Raw genomic sequence first — 21,210 nt, 5'->3', positions numbered from 1 at the left:
CGATGCAAGGGCTGAGGGACCTGAGAAGGGCCGGGGATCGGCGAGTCCAAGGCGGGACGATTTCGCAGGAGGAAGGATGCGTCGAGCGCGGGAAAAGGCGGACGGTTTTTATTTTGGCTCGATGCGGGGGACGAGGATCTGGATGGCGAGCAGGGAGAGCAGGTACATGCCGGAGATGTACCCGAAGACGGGGACGTAGCTGCCGGTTTTCTGGAGGATTTCGCCGGTGATGCCGTTGACAAAACCGCCGGCGAGGAAGGCGACGAAACCGCCGAGGCCGACGACGGAGCTGATGGTTTCCTTCGGCATGGTGTCGCCGACGACGCTGAAGAGATTGGCGGACCAGCCCTGGTGGGCGGAGCCGGCGATGCCGACGATGATGACGACGAGGAGGATGTTATCGACGAACGGGGCGAGGAAAACGGGGACGACGCTGAGGGCGCAGACGAGCAGGGAGACTTTGCGGGCGGCGTTCACGGTCCAGCCGCGTTCGAGGAGTTTGCCGGCGAGCCAGCCGCCGGCGACGCCGCCGATGACGGCGATGGCGAAGAAGAGGGCGGACCAGTTACCGGTCTGCTGGAGGGTGAGGTTGAAACGTTTGCCCAGGAAGTCGGGCATGAAGGATTGATAAACGCCCCACGCGGGGCCGGCGAGGATGCCGGCGATGATGTAGGCCCAGACCGGGCGGTAGCGGAGTAGTGAAATCCAGGGTACGCGGGGCGGGGCGACCTCGATCGGGGGCTGGCCACGGCGGATGTAAGAGAGTTCGACGGGGTTGAGGCGTTTCTGGCGGTCGGGGGATTCGTAGAGGAACCACCAGGCAATGAGCCAGACGAAGCCGGTGGCGGCGGTGACGTAGAAGGTTTTTTCCCAACCGAGTTTTTCGTAGAGGGTGGGGACGAAGAGGAGGCAGATGACCGCGCCGATGTTGGAGCCGGCGTTGAAGAGGCCGGTGGCGAGGGCGCGCTCTTTGATGGGGAACCACTCGGCGACGGTTTTGATGGAGCCGGGAAAGACGCCGCCTTGGGTGAGGCCGAGGGCGATGCGCGAGAGCATGAAGCCGGCGGCGGTCATGGGGAGCGTGAGCGTGGCGACGATGAAGCCTTTTTCGGCCCAGGAGAACCACGGGTAGTCGAGGGTGAATCCCTTGCCGATGTCGAGGTAGGCGCAGAAGCCGTGGGCGGCGGCGGCGGTGCTCCAGAGGGCGACGATAAGCGGCATGCCGTAGCGCACGCCGACGCGGTCCATAAAGCGTCCGCCGAAGAGGTAGCCGAAGGCGTAGGCGAAGGAGAAGGCGGCGGTGATCCAGCCGTAGTCGCGCTCGGACCAGCCGAGGGTTTCGCTCAGCGGCTTCTTGAGGATGCCGAGGATCTGCCGGTCGAGGTAGTTGATGAAGATCGCGAAGAAGAGGAGCGTGCAGATGGCCCAGCGGAAGTTGTGTTGTTTGGGGCGGGGCAGGCTGTAATCGGTGGTAACCATGAGCGGGATACGGAGCGGGCGTGTGAGAAGACGGTTGCGGGCGGGCGGGAGCGTCAGAGGCGCGGGTGTGTGGCTGCGGGGTGGCGGTTTCCTGCGCTGACAGGGCGGGAAAAGTGCGGGCGGCGGCTGGGGCGGGACAATGGGGCGGCTGCGCGCGTTGTTGAGCAGGTTCAGGGAGCGGCGGGCGCGGCTGCGGGGCGGAGGGTGCGGCCTTCGAGCCATTCGCCGGTGAGCAGGACCTCGTGTTGATCGGAGGGAATGCCGGTGTCGTCGCGGTGGAGGAGGCCGATGAGCATCTCGATGCCGAGGGCACCGAGCTTGGCGGGGTCGTAGTGGACGCCGGCGTAGTTTTGCTCGGGGTGGTCGTTGACGAGGGCGACGAGGCCGACATCGCGCGGGACGGTTTTGCCGAGAGGTTTGAGCCACTCGATAACGGGCGGGGCGTGGGTGACGAGGAGGGCGTCGGGCTGGTTATGGCGGAACCATTCGCGGAAGATGGCGGCGTTGTCGGCGTCGTCTTTGAACAGGAAGGGCGTGATACGGTCGGCGGGTTCGAGGCGGAGCTGTTCGTGGAGGTAGGCGCCGAGCCAGCGTTCGCCGACGCGGGGGCTGTCGTTGGCCTCGGAGAAGACGAAGCCGATGCGCCGGTATCCGCGGGCGATGCAGTGGGTCATCGACTGCTTGGCGGAGGAGTAGTGGTTCTCGGTGACGTGGTGGAGCCGGGGAGCGTGGAGGGTGAGGCCGAGGGCGACGCAGGAGAACCGTTCCCAGGGAAGCTCGAGCTGGTGGCAGCCGGGAGGCAGGCGGCCGATGATGAGGCCGTTGATGTTGCGCGCGGTGAGGATGCTGGCGAAGCGCTCGGGATTCATACCGGGCTCGGCGAGCCAGAAGTGCTCGATCTTGTATCCGAAATCCCGAGCGCGCGCGGTGGCACCGGGAAAATAATCGGGGCGGTTGTGGTGCGGCGGGCGCCAGCCGAAGCGGGTGGGGTGGTTGGTGACGTAGGCGAGGACGACGTGTTTCTCGGCGCGTTTGGTGCGGCGCGCCTGCATGAGGGCGGCGACGAGCGGGTTGATGCGGTAGCCGATTTTCTTTGCGATGCCCTGGATGCGCAGGCGCACGGGCTCGGAGATGCGGGGATGGTCGCGGAGAGCGAGCGAGACAGTGGAGCGATGGACTCCGGCGCGCTTGGCGACGTCATTCAGGGTGGCTTTGGGGGGCACGGTGGAGGGATGAGAGCGCGGGCGTATCGAAAAAGTCGAGTGGGTTGATGCGGACGGTCAACGATGAGCGCGCGGGGTCATTTGCGAACGGAATTCTTTTTTCGTCCTTCACGCACCTGCTCCGGTCCCGCGGCCACCCCACCCATCCGCGCGACGTTCCCTCCCGCGCTCCGTTTTCATCCCCGCTTCGATTTTATGAATCCCCGCCCCGTCTTCTCCTTTCGTCCGCTGTGCCGCGCGCTCGCGTGGGCGACCGCAGGCATAGCTGCTGCATCGTCCGCATTCGCGCAGAATCCTGCGGTGTTCGTGAACCTGTCCACCACGCAGGCTTCGACAGCCGGGGTGACGCCCACGAGCGCAGCCACGTTCACCATCGCCGCGCCTGGCAGCGGGTGGATTTACGGTGCGGCCGCTCCTTATGCCGGCGAGACGTGGAATAACATCCTCAGTCCGCACGCCAACGATCAGATCAAGCCACAGTCGCTCGGGCTGACTCAGGGCGCGGTGGTCGCGCTGATCACGGCCAACAACATCGCGCTGACCCAGCCGGACGGTTCCGCGTCGGGCGTTACGCTGACCGCTTCAGCCATCCTTGATGACGCGGCGACGGCCACCAACACCCGTGAAGTGCCGCGTCTGGTCAATGTGGCCTCTGCCACACCTTCGGGATTGATGGGCACTTGCTGGCGCATCTTTGAGGGCGGAAACCGTATCGGGTTCGTCTTCTCCGGACTGCCGGTGAACGCCCATTACGTCGTCTATGGGTACGCCTCCACGAATGCCGTCAACCAAGGCGCGCGTTTCACGCTGGTGGACGGAAACGCCGTGGGCGCGAAGTGGTTTGAAACCAATCCTGCGGCTAACGCGACCCCGAGCATTTTTGTCCTGAATGCAGGCGCGTTGTCGCCGAGCACGCCGGCTCCGCTCGAAGTCGCATCCAACGCTGCCGGTGGTGCGAATGCGAATACCACGTGGAGCGTCCTCCATGCGAAAGTGGACTCCGCCGGGAAGATCGAGATCCGCGCCTCCAGGAACGCCAACAACAACGGTTTTCCCAACGGGCTCCAGCTGATCCCCTATCCGAAAGCGACGATCACCACCCAGCCTTCTGCGAATGCATCGGGCACGGTCGGCGATGGCGTGACGCTCAACGTGGCGGCGAGCGGCTTCAACGCGTCGGACGTCGTCACGTATCAATGGCGAAAAGGCGGAGTGGCGATCAACGCGGTCTCCAATCCTTCGGCTGCGACGGCATCGCTCACGCTGTCCAATCTACAGAATGGCGATGCGGGCAACTATGACGTGGTCGTCACTAATTACGGCGGCGATGCGATCAGCTCCGCGACCGTTCTCACGGTCACATCTGGAGCGGTGGCGCCTTCGATCCTGACTCAACCGGTGGCGCGGACCGCGCTGACGGGTGGGAACGCGAGTTTTTCAGTCAGCGCGAATGGCACCAGCCCGCTGACCTACACGTGGCAGAAGAGCACTACGGGCGCGACGACCGGGTTCGCCGATATTCCCGCGAGTAACAGCGCCACGCTGGCGTTGACGGGCGTGACCGTGGCTGACGCCGGTTTCTACCGCGTTCGTGTGCAGAATTCCGTGACCACGGTGACCAGCGACGCCGTCTCGCTGATCGTCGCGCCGGTCATCACGGCCCAGCCATCGGGCGCCGTGGTGGCGGTGGGATCGACGGCGACGCTGACGGTAGGTGTCGATGCGGGCGTGGGTGCTCCGGAAGCGACCACGTACGTTTGGAAACGCGATGGCGTTGTTGTGACGAATGGCTCTGGCATCAGCGGCGCGACCTCGGCCGCGCTGCAGGTCACGGGATTTTCTGCGGCGCAGTCAGGATATTATGCGCTCACGGCATCCAATTCGGCTGGCTCCGTCACCAGCTCGATCGTCTATGCCGGCGTGCCGAGCACACAGGTTGCCACCTTTGCGCCGGGAAACAACGCCACCGGGATCGCGATCGACCAGCAGCTCCGCCTCGTTTTTCCGTCCGCGCCCAAGTTGGGGCGCTCGGGCCAATTCCGGGTTCACGACGCCTCCAACGACGCGGTTGTGACGACGGTGGATCTTTCCGAGTTCGTTTCATTCACGCTCTTCAGCGCGACGATCGTGAACTCCAAGATCCAGACGTTGCAGGGAAAACAGATGTATTACCTCCCGGCTGCGATCTACGGGAACGAAGTCTGGATCACGCTGCCGGCCGCGCAGCGCCTTGCGTACGGGAAAACGTACTACGTGACGATGGATGCGGGATTCCTGCTCGATTCGAGCAACGCCTCGGTGCCCGCCATCACCAGCGCGACGGCGTGGCGGTTTTCCACGAAGGCTTCCGGTCCGGCGACGCCCACCGCGTCAACTGGCCCGACCGAGATCACGGTGAGCGCGGCTAACACGGGCGATTTTGCCACGCTGCAGGGAGCCATCGATTGGGTACCACAGAACAACACGCTCCCGCGCACGATCCGCGTGCAACCCGGCCTCTACCGTGACACTGCGTACTTCGCCCAAAACCGCCATTTCGTCACGCTCGTGGGCACCGGTCCCAGCCGGACCGATGCAAAAATCATTTATCACTACGGCAACGAAGTTTATGGCGCCGGAGCCCGCGGACTCGGCGGACTGCGCATCGACACCAACGACGTCACCGTGCGCAACCTCACCTTCGATAACGAAGTCTATCTTGCGGTCCCGAGCCTCGCAGGCGGTTCCAATCCCGGTGCGCCCGCTTTCGCCGGCCCTGTGCAGACGGTTGCCTCCACCGGTCTTCGCCTCGTTTTCGACAACGTCCTGATGAAGGGCGGGCAGGACACGCTCTACACGATTTCCGGCATCGGCTACTTCAAGAATTGCGAGATCTGGGGCAGCGTGGACTTCATCTACGGCGACGCGCTCGCGGTCTTCGACAGCTGCGACATAGTGCAAATCCGCGACACTGGCGGCCCCATCTGCGCTCCGAGCACGCCGTACGCACAGCCCTACGGTGAGGTGTTTCTCAACTGCCGTTTCCCGCGCGCGCTCGTCGCCAACGGTTATCCGTACAACGTCAACGCCGGCTCCACCACCTTCTGCCGTCCGTGGCGCCAGGATGGTCATGTCGCCATCATCAACAGCCAGCTCGACACGCACATTACGACAAAAGGTTGGGGCGAATGGGATGGACGCGAAAACACCATGCGTGCCCGCGAATATGGAAACACGCTGATCGCGGGCGGCCCAGCCCCGACCGCCGCCCAACGTCTCGCCGCAGGCGGCTATTGGGTTAACACCTTCGATCCTGATTATACGAGCAGCTCGATGTCGCCCACGGATGCGCTCCTCGCCGCGCCTAATGGCATAATCAATCGCCAGCCCGTCACCGTTAACCCGGCCGACTACACGCTGGCCGCGATCTTCGGGCATCCATACTTCGCGCTTAACGGCTGGCTGCCCACGGCTCCGAACGTCGCGCCTGTGTTCTCTACGCATCCCACGGCTCAGACGATCAACACCGGAGCTTCCGTCACGTTCACCGCCGCCGCCTCCGGCTCGCCGACGTATCAGTGGAAAAAAGACGGCACGGACATCCCCGGCGCGGTCGCTGCTGCCTACACCGTCTCCAATGCAACAACCGGAAGCGCCGGCAGCTACACCGTCGTTGCGACGAACGGCGCAGGTTCCGCCACGAGCAACGCCGCCGTCCTTACGGTGAACGTGGTCGCGGGCCCTGCGATCACCGCGCAGCCATCCGCTCAAACCGTCACAGTTGGTACCGCAGTCAACTTCACCGTGGCTGCGACCGGCACCGGCACGCTGACCTATCAGTGGCAAAAGGAAATCGGCGGCGTGTTCACCAACGTCCCGTATCTCTTCGCCGAAAACGATCCCGCGATCGTCACCGATCTCTCCGGCATCGCCACGGCCACGCTCAGTTTTGTTCACGCCCAAGTCATCAATGCGGGTAACTACCGCGTACTCGTCACCGACAGCAACGGCACCACGGCGAGCAACACCGTCGCCTTCATCGTCAACGCCGCTCCGGTCGGCGCGCTCACGTTTGATGGCTTTGCCGCTTCCGTCACGGGCGGCGGCTCGCTGACGCCGGTCGTCGTCACCACAGCTGCCGAATTGAGGAGCGCCGCCGAATCGACTTCTGCTGCGGTTATCACCGTTTCTGGCGTCATCGACCTCGGCACGAACGGACGCATCAACGTGAAATCCAACAAGACGATCCGCGGTGCTGACACCGGTGCCACGATCATCGGCAGTCTGGCAGTCAGCGGAGTCACGAACGTCATCGTAGCCAACCTCAATGTCACTGCCCGTACCGGCGGACGCGCCAGCAACGACGGGCTCACCGTCGGCTCGGGCTCGACGAATGTTCTTATCACCAAATGCACGTTCTTCGACTGCACCGACGGCAATCTCGATGTCACCAATGGCTCGGACAACGTCACCGTCTCGTGGTGCAAGTTCTACTACACGCGCAACACCACGCATAATTTCTCCAACCTCATCGGCTCCTCCGACACCGATGTCGCGACCAGCCCGTATCGCACGACCTGGCATCACAACTGGTGGGGCCCGGGCTGCAAACAGCGCATGCTCGCCTGCCGTTTCGGCGGTGCCCACATGTTCAACAATTACTGGAGCTGCACCGGCAACGACTACTGCTCCACCTCGCGTAACATCGCGCAGATGCTGAGCGAGTATAACGTGTACAGCAGCGTGAAAGACCCGCTCGCCAAGGAAGGCAGCGCGACGCTCAAGACGATCGGCAACGTCTTCACGAACTGCACGGGCTTGCAGGCAACCAGCAACGACACCGTCTTCACACCGCCGTATGCTTATCGCGTCGATCGCACCGCTGACATCCAGACGCTCGTCACCGCAGGCGCAGGTAACTCCGGCACCGCCGCGCACGCCGCCGAGTCGCTCGCGATCACGGGCGCCACTTCTGTCGCCACCGGCGGCAGCATCACGCTGACGGCGTCGGGCTACGTTTCTTATCAATGGCGTTTCAACAACGAGGCCATCGCTGGCGCGACGTCAGCGACTCACACCATCGCGAGCGCCCAGTCGGCTAATGCCGGCGTGTACACAGTCGTGGGTGGTTTCTCCGGACGTCCGGACTCCGTGGTGAGCACGCCGCACGCGTTGACCGTCACGACTGCGCCGGTCGCCGTGCCGCCGTCGATCACCACGCAACCGGCCAGCCAGTCGGCGGCCATCGGGGCCGCCGCGTCGTTCACGGTCGTCGCCACCGGCGATGCGCCGCTCACGTACCAGTGGCAGACGAATAGCTCAGGCGCTTTCGCCAACATTTCCGGCGCGATGTCCGCCACGCTCAACATCACCGCTGCACAGTGGGCCGATGCTGCCGGCTATCGCGTGATCGTCACCAATGGCGCGGGCACGGCGACCAGTTCCACCGTCACGCTCACGGTCAGCCAGCCGGGCTTTGCGGTCACCGCGCCTGATGGCTTTGCGAATGTCGCAACGGGTGGCGGCTCCGCTACACCGGTCACGGTGACGACTGCGGCCGCGCTCAAGACGGCGGCGGAATCCACGAGCCCTGCGGTGATCACGGTTTCGGGTGTGATCAATCTCTCCAGCTCGGGCGGCAACATCCGCGTGAAGTCCAACAAGACGATCCAGGGTGCCGACGCCAACGCCACGATCATCGGCAACATCAACATCGGCAGCGGGGTCGAGAATGTGATCCTGCGCGGGCTCAACCTCACGAATCCGGGCACGATCCTCGGCACGGACGGCCGCTACACCGACGGCGGTGACGCTGTCGCCATCGAGGGAGCGCGAAATGTCTTCATCACGCACTGCACGCTCTTCGATTGCGCGGACGGCATGATCGACACGCGTCTTGGCGCCGACCTCGTGACGATCTCGTGGTGCGAGTTCTACTACACGGCAGCCCAGCTCGATCACCGGTTCACGATGATCTCCGACGGCCTGCTCAACCGCGATCCCATCACCGACGCCGTCATCTCGGCCGGTGCGCCACTGCGCATCACGATGCATCACAACTGGTGGTCCGATCGCTGCGACCAGCGCATGCCGTCGAGCACCAACGGGCACATCCATCTCTATAACAACTACTGGAACACGCCGGGGAATTCCTATGCCTCCGTGGCGCGAGACATGGCGCAGTTCTTCGCCGAGCATAACACGTATGAAAACGTGAACAGCCCACTCGCGAAGAGCGACAACAACGCCCTGCTCGCCAACGGACTCATCCGTGCGATCGGCAACCGCTACGTGAATATCACAGGCACGGTCGTCGATCCCGGCACCGATGCGGTGTTCGTCCCGGCGTACTCGTACAAACTCCAGCCGGTCACCAGCACGGCGGGCCTCGATGTGAAGACGCTCGTGCTGGCGCACGCCGGAAACATCGCGGGCTTGAACTCGGTTTCTCCCGCAGCGCTGACCGCGACGATCACCAGCCCGCGCGATTCGCTTCCGTTGCCTCCGGGCAGCGGAGCCGGTGGCGTCACAACCTGGCAGCCCTCGGCGGGTTCCTTTTTCAGTCTCACGGCATCGTTCACCGGATTCACGGCGGCGTCCTACCAATGGCGCGTGAATAATTTCCTCATCACGGGAGCGACGTCCGCGACATACGAAATCCCGAGCATGGGCCAGGCGAACACGGGCACGTACACGGTGGCGATCACACTGGCCAATGGTGAGACGGTGATCAGCGCCCCGCGTGTCACGACGCTCGATCCGCTGATCGCGCCGTCGATCACGACTCAGCCCGCTAACGTCACAGTGACGGCGGGGGCTTCTGCGTCGTTCTCGGTTGTCGCGACTGGCAGCCCTGCGCCGACGTACCAGTGGCGCAAGGGCGGTGTGAGCATCACTGGCGCGACCTCGGCGAGCTACAGCATCGCCGCCACCGCCGCGGCGGACGCGGGCCAATACACCGTGGTCGTCACCAACGACGGCGGTTCGGTGACCAGCAACGCGGCGACGCTCACGGTGAACGCTGTGCCGTCGACCACGCCGCCATCGGGCGGTGGTGGCGGCGGCTCGCCCTCGCTCTGGTTCGTCAGCGCGCTGGCGCTGCTCGCGGTGGCGCGCCGGGGATTTTCACGGAGGGCATCACGCGGAGCGTCCACGTGAGCGGCCGGGCCATGCCGGAGCGGCTCATGCAACGATGCGCACGCCAGGGATGTCGCCTCGATGGGCGGTGCGGCCCATCGGGTGGAGGCGTCCTTTGTTTTGGTTGCCGCCCATCCCCGATGCTCCCGTTTCCAGATTTTGAATGCGCCAGCGCGCGTTCGCCCGCTTCGGCACTTTCGAGTGCCGGCATTGGTTAGTTGTCAGGTTAGTTATCAGGTGAACCCGGCGTGCGTGAGAACACGCCGGGTTTTTGGGCCAGAAGGACTGTCAACAGCCGCGTGGTTAGACTTTCCGCGTCGTGCTGCTGATTTCGTAAATGTTACCCCGATCGATGCAGCGTCCTGTGTCCTGTATTGCATCTGGGTGTGGTGAACGTCCCGCTGTTCACCGTCCGATCTTCGGCACCGTTAGGGGTGCCGGGTAATGGTTAGTATCAGGTGAGCCCGGCGTGCGTGAGAACACGCCGGGCCTTTTTGTGGTCGGGCGTGATTGAGGGAGAGAAGGAAGCGGACGACACGGAGGTCGTCCCTCCATGGGATCGGAGCCGGCGACGATGGCGGGCTGCTCAGAGGTCTTTTTTGATCTTCGCGACCACGGTGGGATTCGCGGTGAGGTAGCGGCTGAGCGCTTCGATGGCGCTGAAGGTCTCGGGGCTCACATGGTGCTCCATGCCTTCGACGTCGTGGGCGATGACAGTTTCGTCGATGCCGAACTGGCGGAGAAAATTGGTGAGGAGTTCGTGGCGGTGGGCGATGCGCTTGGCTACTTCTTCGCCGGCGGTGGTGAGGACCATGCCGCGGTATTTTTCATATTTCACCAAGCCCTCGGCATCGAGCCGCTGGATCATGGTGGTGACGCTGGCCTGGGAAATCTTCAGCTCGGCGGCGATGTCCACGACGCGCGCGTAGCCTTTTTTCTGAATCAGCTCCCGGATGCGTTCCAGATAGTCCTCGACCGCGGCGGTGGTGCGCGGGGGCTGGGAGCTGGGGGATTTGTCGGCCACAGAAGAAGTGCTCCGGGCCTTGCGAACAACTGAACGCCCGCCCGGGCGGTCAGGTTATTTACCGGCTTCTTTTTGCGCGCGGTACACGACTCGGAACATCTGAATCGCCAGCCAGAAGACGCCGCTGATGCACGCGGCGGCGAGGGCGGCCCAGAGGGTGATCATCTTTGGGTCGTTCGAGGGGACGTGGATACGGAACAACGAGAACATCAGAACGAAGAAGCCACCGACGAGGATCGCATCGACGATGAGGCTGACAGGAGTGACGGCGGATTTCTTTTCGGGCTGTGCCATGATGGATGGGAAAAAAGGCGGCGGGCGGGAGGTTGTCCACGGCATTTTTGCGGGGACGGTGCGGGGTGTGAGCGCAAAGTACGGGCGGTCATTTCACCCATAAGCCCGGTAAGGGTGTTATGGGTGATGGAGTGGACGTCAGGACTTTACGGGAGTCTGGCGGCGCTGCTGGTGGAGACGATGGGCGCTCAGCAGGAGCAGTGCGCCGAGGAAGCCCCATGACGGAGAGCCGCCACCTCCGCTAGAGGCAGGAGTGGGAGGCGGTGTGACTGGGGCCGGATTGATGGTGACGATGAAGGGCCGGCTGATGACGAGGTCGCCGGTGGCCAGGCTGATTGCCACGGTGTAGATGCCCGCGTGGGACTCTTGCGCGCTCGGCGTGGTGTAGGTCGCGGAGGTGGCTCCGGAGATGGTGACGTTGTTGAGGCGCCATTGATAGGAGGTCGGCGTGATGCCGGACGGAACCGCAGTGAGCGTCAGTGCGTTGCCTGCGGTGATCGCTGCGGTCGGGCCGGTGATCGTGGCGGAGCCGGTAGCGGCGTCGGTGATGTTGGCACCGGTGTTGTTACCGGCGTGGGCGGTGACCACGGTGACGACGTCGCTGGTGGGCAGCATTTCGTACGAATAACCCGGCGTGAAGACGGCATCCATGCCGCCGTATGGCGCGGTGCCGGGCGATGCGGAGGGTGCGGTGTAGGAATCGCCGATGGCCAAAATGCGGCCGATCGCGAGCGCGCTGTTCACCTGGCGGCGCGTCAGCGGGCTGGCGACGTTGGTGTAGATGTTGCGCTCGTTGAGCAGCTGCGACTGGTCGAGTGCCTCGGTGCCCGTCGTGTTGCCCGGTGTGGCGAACACGTTGTTGTAGAGGTGAACATAGCCGAAGGTCGCCGCGGGCATGTTCTGGGTGACGCCGGTGGACCAGTAGTTGTGGTGGAGCGAGACGCGCAGCGGGGCGGACTCGGAACCGGCGGCGCCGATGAGCACGCTGTGGCGATGAACGGTCTGCGCGGACGTGTAATAGAATTCGTTCCACGAGGCGGTGATGTTGTTGGAGCCGCCGGTGATCTTGAGCGCGTGGTCAGCGGTGTCGAAGAACGAGCAGTGCGTGATAAACACGCCGGTCGCGCCGGTGAGGGTTATCGCGTCGCCGCCATCAGAATACGCGTTGCCGGTGATCGTCGTGCCGGGGTTGGTGAGGTTGAGCCCGCGGACGATGACGTTGTTCACGCCGCTCGAGAGCGAGAGGTTGCCGATGAGCGTGGAGCTGCCGTCGGCGCCCTGGATCGTCTTGTTGGATTTCACGGCGACGGTGGAGGCGCCGAGGTTGAGCGTGCCGACGACGGTGATGACGGCGGGCGCGGTGGCTTCGGCGTGCGTGCGGAAGTCTGCGGCCGTCGAAACAGTGACAGCGAGTGAGCTGGAGCCCGCGCCGCCCGTGACCGAAGCGGCGAAGCCGTCGGCGACCGGTGCCGGGTAGTCGGCGCTGACGGTGAAGCTGCGGCTGACGTCGGTCGCGGCGGAGTAGGCGTCGTTACCCGTTTGATGGGCGACGACGGTGACAACGCCGGCTGCACCGGTGAGCGTGAGCGTGTTGCCCGAGAGCGTGGCCGGTCCGCTCTGGACGGTGAATGAAACGGGTAGAGAGCTTGTCGCGGTCGCGCTCAACGCGAACGGAGCTGCGGTGCGCGATTTATCGGCGAGCGCGGCGAAGGTGATCGTCTGCGAGAGTTTGACGATGTTCGTGACGGCGCGGTCGGCGGTGGCGGGGTTGTAGTTGGTATTTCCCGACTGAGTCGCACGAAGCAGGAGTGGGTTGGCGTCGTGGACGGTGAGGCTCGTGCCGGAGAGCGTGGCGTTACCACTCACGACCGAGAACGTGACGGGCAGGCCGGTGTTGGCCGTGGCGGTGAGAGTCACGGGCGTGCCGACGGTGAGGGTGCCGACGGACGGGAAGGTGACGAGTTGATCAGCCTTCGCGATGGTCAGTGTGCCGGATGCGGTGCCTTGGTAGGTGGCGTCGTTGATCGTGGCGACGACGGCGTAGGTGCCGGCGTTTACTGGAGCAGTGCTGCTGCCGTCGTAGGTCACGGCGACGGTGAGGCCGCCTGGGGTTGTTGCCGTGAGAGCCGTGTGGGCGAGCGCGTCGTAGGTGTTGGGTGTAGAGAGAATCACGACCGTCGCGACGGCCTTGGTCACTGTGAAGGTGCGGTCGGTGAACGCGGAGTTGTAGTTCACATCGCCGGCCTGGCTTGCGCGGATGGTCACCGATCCGGCGCCAGTGATTGTGACGGTGTTGCCGGCGATGGTGGCGGGGCCGGAGGTGACGGCATATGTCACGGTGAAGCTGCTGCTCGCTGTTGCGGTGAGCGCGAAAGGAGCGGCGGTGGTGAGCTTATCGGCGATGACGGGGAAGGTGATCGTTTGATCGGCCTTATTAACGACGATGACGGCGGCGGTGCTGGTCGTGGTGTTACCCGCGAGGTCGGTGATCGCCACGGTGTAGCTGCCGGGGAAACCGACGGGGCTGATGTTCGTGTGATTGAGCGCAGCAGTCGTGGAGCCGGTGCGGTTGGCGTTGTTGGTGAGGGCGGTGGCGCCTTGGTACCATTGATACGTGAGCGCGGTAGCATCGGTGGCGGTGACGCTAAGTGCGAAGGAGCCGAGCGCGGTGTAAGTGCCTCCGACGGGCTGCGTGCCGATGGCTGGCGCGGAGGTGTCGATCGTCACCGGGAAGTCGGCGGAGGCGGTGCTGGTGTTGCCAGCGGTATCGTTCGCGAACGCGGTGAAGAGATAGGTGCCGTCGGGCAGCGTTGTTGCGCTGTAGTCGAAGGTCCATGCGCCACCGCTGGTGGCGGTGACGGTGCCGATGACGCCGAGGCCGTTGCGAGAGAGGGTTACTTTGGTGTTCGCTTCGGCGGTTCCGGTGAAGACGAGCGTGGCGTCATTGGTGATGCCGTCGGTCGCGCTGGCGCCGGTGTCGTTGCTGATGCCTGTGATGACCGGAGCGGATGGCGTGGCGGTATCGATCTCCACGAGGAAGGTGGTGGACTCGATGCTGATATTGTTCGCCGCGTCGGTGCTCGTCGCGGTGAAGCTGTGCGTGCCGCCTGCGAGCGTGGTGCCGGTGTAGTCGAAGGTCCATGCGCCGGTGCCGTCGGCGGGGGTGCTGCCGATCAGCGTGGTGTTGCGATAGACTTTGACGGTGCTGCCGGCCTCGGCGGTGCCGGAGAGCGAGAGCGTGGTGTCGGTGGTGATCTGGTCGTTGTTGCTCGTGCCGGTGTCGTCGGAAATGGCGACGATCACGGGCGCGGTGGGCGCAACGGTATCGACTGTCGCGGTGGCTTGAGCGGCGCCGGAGATGTTGCCCGCGGTATCGAGTGCGAAGAGGGAATAGTAGTAAGCGCCGTCGGATAATCCGGTGTCGTTGTGGCTGGTGCCGGTGAGGCCGGAGGCGACCGATGAGCCGTCGGTGACCGAGGTCGGATAGGCGGTGGAGGAACGACGGAGCGTGGAGGACGCGAAGTCGCCTGCGGCTGGATTGGTCCAGGTGAGCGCGATGGTGGAACCGTTAGCCACTGCGGAGAAATTTGTCGGAGCGGACGTGGCGGTGGAGTCGATCGTGTAAGTCTGGCCGCTCGTGTAGCCGCCACTGATCGCATTGGTCGCGGAGTCGGCGATGCCGGTGCCGGAGCTCTTCAGATCGAGGCGCAGCGTGCCGTCGCCGGTGACACTGTTAACGGTCACGGTGTAGGTGCTGGTGCTGCCTGAGATCGATGCGATCGCACCGGCAGCTGTGCCTGAGGGCGTGAGCGAGAAGTCGCTCGTATCCACGCCGGTGACGGTTTCGGAGAAGGTCACCGTGTAATCGATACTGGCGGCGTTGATGGTCGCGCTGGCGCCCGTGCGCACGATCGAGGAGATCGTGGGGGCGACGCCATCGACGAGCACACCTGTGGTGCTGCCGACGCTGTTGAGCGTGAGTGTGGCGGAGTTGCCGGCGGTGTCGCTGAGGGTGCCGCCGTTGGTTGTGATCGAACCGGCGGGTGTAACGCCGTCGGAGTCGATATGGCCGCTTGCCACCGTGTAGCGGAAAACGAGTGCGGAGGTGCCGCTGCCGGAGAGGTAGAACGCGTTTACGGTGCCGCCGGTATCGAGCGAGAGGGCGAGTGAGGGCGTGCCGCCGCTGGTGTCGATGGTGACGTTTTCGGCAAAGTTAACCGTGAAGTCCAGGTGCTGGCCTATGCCGTACGAGGCGTTCGCAGGAACGGAGGCACTCGTCACGACGGGAGATGTGGTGTCGATCGTGATGGAGAGGCCGGGCGATGCGGACGAGACGTTGCCTGCGGTGTCGGTGGCTTTGGCGGTGATGGTGTGGGCACCGGATGAAAGCGTGGAAGAGGCGATTGACCAGTTGCCGCTACCGTTGGCGGTGGTGGTGTTTAGCACGGTGGTGCCATCGGTATCGTACAGCGTGACGGTGGCGTTGTTTTCGGCGGTGCTGGAGAGAGTCGGAGTCGTGTCGGAGGTGATGTTATCGGTGTTCGACAGTCCAGTGTCGGAGCCGCTGTCCAAGTCCGGCGTGGAGGGGGCGTTTGGTGCCGAGGTGTCGAGCGCGTAGGCATGACTGAATGTGGTGCTGATATTACCGGCGGTATCCGCCACGCGGATTGCGAGCGTGTCGCTACCGGTGAGGGTCTGGCCGCTGAGCGACCACAGGGTGCTGCCGACGCTGGATGTAGCGGTGGTCCAGGTGGAGCCGTTATTGAGGGAGACCTCGACGATTTCGTCTGAAACCATGTTGGCGCTCACAGTGCCGGAGATGGTTTGAGCAGCGGTGGCGGTGATAAAGTCGGTCGAGCTCAGGCCGGTGTCAGCGGAGAAAGCGGCGGAGGCGATCTCTGCGGTGGGAGCAGTCGTGTCGAGGACATAGGCCCGGCTGAAGGTTGTCCCGTTGTTGCCAGCGGTGTCGGTGACGCGGATTTTTAGCGTGTTACTGCTGGTGAGCGTTTGTCCGGAGAGGGACCAGGAGTTCATGCCAACGGTGCTCGTTGTCGTGGTCCAGGTGGAGCCGTTGTCGATGGAGACTTCGACGATTTCGCCGGCGGCGAGGTTGGCGTTTAGCGTGCCGGAGAGGGTTTGTGAGGCGGTGCGTGTGATCAAGTCAGTCGAGCTCGTGCCGGTGTCGGCGGAGAACGCGGCGGAAGCGATTGTCGTGATCGGCGCAGTCGTATCGAGGACGTAGGGCTGGGTGAAAGCGATGCCGGCGTTGGTGGCGGCATCGATCACGCGGACTTGAAGCGTGTTGCTGCCGGTGAGGGTCTGGCCGGCGAGGGACCAGGTGTTAGAGCCGACGCTCGCGGCGGCGGATGACCAGGTGGAGCCGTTGTCGAGGGACACTTGCACGGTCTCATCAGCGAGGAGATTGGCGCTTAGTGTGCCGGAGATCGTTTGTGCTGGGGTCGCGGTGATGAGGTCAGTCGCGCTGGAGCCGGTGTCGGACGAGAGGGATGCGGAGGCTATCGTGGTGGTGGGCGGCGTGGTATCGACTGTGGCGGTCGCGGTGGCTGCGGTTGAGAAATTACCGGCGGCGTCGCGGGCGAAGATCGCATAATAGTAATCACCGTCGGCAAGGCCGGTTTCATTTTGAGTGGTGGTGGTTACGCCGGATGCAACGGCGGTGCCGTTGGAGGCGGAGGACGGGTAGCCTGATGTGGAGCGACGGATAGTGACCGAGTGGAAATCACTGACGGGGTTCGTCCACGCAAGTGCGACGGTCGTGCCGCTGGGTGTCGCGGAGAATGCGGTCGGCGCGTTCGGTGCGACGTCGTCAACTACGGTGATGACGAAGTTCTTCTCGAAGGTGGCATTGCTACTATCGGTCGTGCTGAAGCGGGCGGCGTAGATGCCGCCGGGCAGAGCGAGGGCATCGTTGGCGCGGAGGGTGGAGCCGGAGATGTTGAAGGATGCGTTGTCCGTGTCGCCGCCGCCAGAAACCAGCGCATAGGTGAATGTGCTGTCGTCCACATCGGTGGTCGTGAAGGTGCCGATGACGGCATTGGTGCCGCTGGATTGATTCACCGTTGAGGGTGAAAGTGAGAGGAAGGTCGGGGTGTCGTTCACCGCGGTGACGTCTATCGTGATGGTGTTGGGCGATGGATCGTAAACGGAACTCTGGTCGCGGACGCTGAAGGTGAAGCTGGCGTAGCTGGCGCCGCTGGCGTTGGCCGCGGGAGTGAAACGGAGATTACCGATGTTTCCAGCGACGATGACTTGAGAGGCGGTGACGGCGGCGCCGGAGAGAGTCAGGCTACCTGCACCGGGAAGTGTATCGATACGGACGGCGCTGAGTGTGTCGCCACCATCGATATCGCTGAAGCCGAAGTCGGAGGCGGAGAAGGTGTGCGCGGTGTCCTCGTCGGTCGTGATGGTTTTATCCGCTCCCGAGGGAGCATCGTTCACCGCAGTCACATTGATCGTGATCGCGTTGGGCGATGGATCGTAAGTGGAGCTTTGATCGCGGACGCTGAAGCTGAAGCCGGTGTAGCCGTTGCCGTTGGCGTTGGCCGCGGGGGTGAAGACGAGATTGCCTATGTCGGCGGCGACGATGACTTGAGAGGCCGTCACGGCGACGCTCGAGAGAGTCAGGCTGCCATCACTGGGAATCGAATTGATGCGGACGGCGCTGAGTGAGTCGCCGCTGTCGGCATCGCTGAAGCCGAAGTCGGAGGCGACGAACGTGTAGGCGGTATCTTCGTTGGTCGTGATGGTTTTATTTGTACCGGTGGGTGCGGTGTTGCCGGTCAGGACGAAGTCGTTGCCATCGCCACCGGTGTAACTGACGGCGAATTTTTCGCCGCTGATCGTCGTGATGGCGCCCTGGCTGAGGCCGGTGAATGTGCCGGAGATGGCGCCGCCGCCTGCCGAGATGAGTTGAAAGGCGGAGCCGTTGTGCGGCGGGGTGAAGCCGAGGGCCACTTGAAGCACGGCGCCGCTTAGGTCCACGGCGCCGAGGCTGATGACTTGATCGAAGTCGGTGCCGGGGGTGGTGTCGTTGATGTCGATCTTCATGATCGAACCGGAGGAGAGCGTGAGAGAGTCCATCGTCAGCGTGCCTGCTCCATCGACGCCGGGTGAGAGAGTCGCGGTGGAGTTGATGGTGACGTGGCCCGCGATCGTGCCGGTGCCGCCGAGCGCTGCGGCAGGTGCAACGACGATGCCGCCGCTGGCCGTGCTGCCGGTTACATTCAAGGTGCCGGCGCTGACGGTTGTGCCGCCGGTGTACATGTTGGTGCCGGCGAGTGTTAGGGTGCCGGAGCTGGTTTTGTAGAGCGTGCCGTTGGCGATGGTGGCGCTGATGTTGAGATCGTCGGCGACGTCGATGTCGTCGGAGACGGAGACCTCGACGATGTTGCCGTTGAAATTGAGCGTGCCGAAGCCTTCGATGGTTGAACTGACGTCGCTGGCAGTGGTTTGAGACGTAATATTTCCGCCGAGCACCAATTCGCCGCTGGTGGCTGTGAGGACTCTGCCGCCTTTGAGCGTGAGGCCGTTGATCGTGCCGGCGCGGTCGTTGAGGTCGAGGGTGCCGCCTTCATCGATGGTGACGGAGACGGAGGCGTCGATCTGGCCGTCGGTGATGGTTTCACCGGCGAAGCCATCTTCGGCGAACTTGACGGTGGCGCCGGCTGCGATGTTGAGCGCGGTGCCTACGGCGACGGCGTTGTTGCGCGCGGCGAGGAGCAAGGTGCCTTCGTCAACGTTAGTGGTGCCGGTGTAGTCGTGATCGGTGCCGTTGATCAGGGCGAGAGTGCCTGCGCCGGTTTTTGTCAGGGCTTGAGATCCAGAAATTTTGCCGACGAGGAGCAGCGTGCCGCCGGTTGAGACGTCGAACGACTGAGCGTTGAGCAGGGTGATATCCATGCCGAGCCAGCCGCCGCCGCCATTGGTCGTCGTGACGCCGGCTTCGAGCTGGATGGAGTCCTGACCTTGATCGTAGCCGCCGGCGGCGATCGTGATGGAGTGGTAAACGATCCCCTGACCGAGATTGTTTCTGCCTTCTCCGGTCGCGACGTTTGGAGGAAAGACCAGGTTGCCGCCTGGCTCCGGGATGCGGAGTCCTTCCCAGTTTTCCGGGATGGACCAATCGCGATGGAAGCCTCGGCCGCTCCACGTGAAGACACCGTCGGAGACGGTGATGGAAAACGACTGGGCGTGTGTGCCGCCGCGACCGTCATCGGTCTGGATGCGGACGGAGTAAGTGCCGGCGGTTAACGCGCTGGCGTCGTTCGCGCGTAGCGAAGAGCCGGCGATGTTGAAGGATGCGTTGTGGGTGTCACCCGCGCCAGCGACGAGCGTGTAGGAGAAGGAGACGTCGTCGGAATCGACGGTCGAAAGCGTGCCGACAACGGCGTTCAGGCCGGCGGTCTGGAAGAGTTTCGTTTTGCTCAGCGAAATCTCGGTGGGCACATCGTTCACGTCGGCGACGTTGATGGTGAAGGTTTGCGAGGGGCTGTAGGCGCCGAGGTTGTCCTGCACGGAGAAGGTGAAGCTGGTGTAGGGCGTGCCGCTGGCGCCGGACGCGGGGGTGAACACCAAGGAGCCGATGTCGCCGACCAAGATGGTCTGGCTGTTATGCACCGGAATGCCGGAGAGCGTGAGGGTGCCATCGGCAGGGATGTTGTGGATAATAATTCCGGCCAGCGTTTGCCCGCCATCCGGATCGCTGAACGGGAAGTCACCCGCCTGAAATGTGTAGGGCGTGTCTTCATCGGTGGTCACGGACGTGCTGCTGGTGCCCGGTTGAGTGTTGGGGCCGACGTTGATCGTGAGGGTGGCGATGCTGCTCGTGAGGCCGTCAGGATCAGTGAGTTGGTAGGTGACTGTCTGCACGCCGCTGTTGGCACCTGGATCGAAGTTAATGCTGTTGTCGGGATTGACTGTGGCAGAGCTTCCTAGGGTGTTGCTGAGAATGGTAACGGTCAGTTCGTGGAACTCGTTGTCGGGATCGCGATCGTTGTTCATCACCCAGATATCGAGCGGCGTTAAGTCTGCCGTGGAAGCGAGGTCGTCGTTGGCGACGGGGGCGTCGTTCACGGGATTCACCGTGATGCTGATGTTTTCGGTGTCGCTTTTGGCACCGCCGGAGCCGGTGTTGCCCTGGTCGTTGGTGACGAGGGTGAGCGTGTCCGATCCGAAGTAGTCCAGCACCGGGTGATAGGTGAGCGTGGCGAGGGCGTTGTTGATATTTGTCAATGTGCCGGTGAAGACCATCGAGGCGTCGCTGGTGCCGTCGCCGGTGGTGAAGGAGAGTCCGGTCGTGCCGGCGAGCGTGAGTGTGCCGCGAGTGACGGAGAGGGTGATTTTCATCGCGCCGCTGCTGGCATCGACGTCGGAGATCTGGATCTGATTGCCCATGCCCGAGGAGAAATAGAGGGTGTCGTCTTCATCGATGGCCTGCGGGCCGGGATCGGTGTTCACCGGGGAATCGTTGGTCGGGAAGATGTGGAGGTCGCGGGTGGCGCTGCCGGTTTCTCCATCGCTGTCGGTCACCGCAAAGGTCACGGTGCGGGTGATGTCGGCGGGATTTTCGCTGGCGTTCTTGTAGAGGACGGCGCGCAGCGCGGTCTGGTAGTCGTTAGTCGAGGCTGCGCCTGACAGGGTGAGTACGCCGGTGCCGGCGCTCCAGCTGCCGGTGATCCCGAGTTGATTGGTGAACTCCAGGACGTCCTGCCCGTTCTGGTAGTTGCTGGTGATGCTGACCGTCGCGCTGGTTATGCCGGAGCTGTCGTCATTGAGGTAGATGTCGTGATCGACGTTGGTGGTCGCGAAATTTTCCGTGACGTAACGCGTGGATGACTGCGTTTGGAGAGCGGGTGGGGCGGCGACGGCGGCCAGAGCGCTTAAACTGAAGAGAGCCAGAAACGAGCAGGCGAAATTCTGAAGCCGTGAAAACCGAAGCCGGGTGGGGAGATGCATGGAAGTTGAGCGGCGTGGACGTGCCGGACTTCCGTATCGGGTGGATATGTAAAAGATTGAGGGGAGATTCCCTAGGATCGGTGTGCTGGCTTAGAACCG

Annotated in this window: 6 protein-coding genes; 1 reads left to right on the top strand and 5 read right to left on the bottom strand. The window is 63.6% G+C overall.

The features are described from left to right. Window positions 1–108 precede the first annotated feature (108 nt). A complete protein-coding gene (locus CMV30_RS06955) occupies window positions 109–1,479 on the bottom strand; it encodes an MFS transporter (RefSeq protein ID WP_096057659.1) in 1,371 nt (456 codons plus the stop codon). 170 nt (window positions 1,480–1,649) lie between these two features. Continuing rightward, on the bottom strand, window positions 1,650–2,702 hold the full coding sequence (locus tag CMV30_RS06950) for a LacI family DNA-binding transcriptional regulator (RefSeq protein WP_096055343.1): 1,053 nt from the start codon (window positions 2,700–2,702) through the stop codon (window positions 1,650–1,652). A 195-nt stretch (window positions 2,703–2,897) separates the two neighbouring features. Between CMV30_RS06950 and CMV30_RS06945 the strand changes: the two genes are divergently transcribed. Further along, on the top strand, window positions 2,898–9,839 hold the full coding sequence (locus CMV30_RS06945; protein ID WP_175414762.1) for a pectinesterase family protein: 6,942 nt from the start codon (window positions 2,898–2,900) through the stop codon (window positions 9,837–9,839). 565 nt (window positions 9,840–10,404) lie between these two features. Here the strand turns inward: CMV30_RS06945 and mntR are convergent. From mntR to CMV30_RS06930, 3 genes are all read right to left on the bottom strand, one after another. After that, window positions 10,405–10,842: a transcriptional regulator MntR gene (gene mntR / locus CMV30_RS06940; RefSeq protein ID WP_096055341.1), complete on the bottom strand. Its 438-nt coding sequence runs from the start codon at window positions 10,840–10,842 to the stop codon at window positions 10,405–10,407. A gap of 54 nt (window positions 10,843–10,896) precedes the next feature. Continuing rightward, on the bottom strand, window positions 10,897–11,136 hold the full coding sequence (locus CMV30_RS06935) for a hypothetical protein (protein WP_096057658.1): 240 nt from the start codon (window positions 11,134–11,136) through the stop codon (window positions 10,897–10,899). A 138-nt stretch (window positions 11,137–11,274) separates the two neighbouring features. Beyond that, window positions 11,275–21,111: an Ig-like domain-containing protein gene (locus CMV30_RS06930; RefSeq protein WP_096055340.1), complete on the bottom strand. Its 9,837-nt coding sequence runs from the start codon at window positions 21,109–21,111 to the stop codon at window positions 11,275–11,277. Between the last annotated feature and the right edge of the window lie 99 nt (window positions 21,112–21,210).

The sequence above is a fragment of the Nibricoccus aquaticus genome (genome assembly GCF_002310495.1).
Lineage (GTDB): Bacteria > Verrucomicrobiota > Verrucomicrobiia > Opitutales > Opitutaceae > Nibricoccus > Nibricoccus aquaticus.
The sequence above is the reverse complement of the archived record's forward strand: the minus strand, read 5'-3'. Positions and strand labels throughout refer to the sequence as shown.

What these genes read in the sequence shown, in the direction of transcription:
- CMV30_RS06955 (WP_096057659.1), bottom strand. Translation starts at nt 1,479, where the DNA reads ATGGTTACCACCGATTACAGCCTGCCCCGCCCCAAACAACACAACTTC.
- CMV30_RS06945 (WP_175414762.1), top strand. Translation starts at nt 2,898, where the DNA reads ATGAATCCCCGCCCCGTCTTCTCCTTTCGTCCGCTGTGCCGCGCGCTC.
- CMV30_RS06935 (WP_096057658.1), bottom strand. Translation starts at nt 11,136, where the DNA reads ATGGCACAGCCCGAAAAGAAATCCGCCGTCACTCCTGTCAGCCTCATC.
- CMV30_RS06930 (WP_096055340.1), bottom strand. Translation starts at nt 21,111, where the DNA reads ATGCATCTCCCCACCCGGCTTCGGTTTTCACGGCTTCAGAATTTCGCC.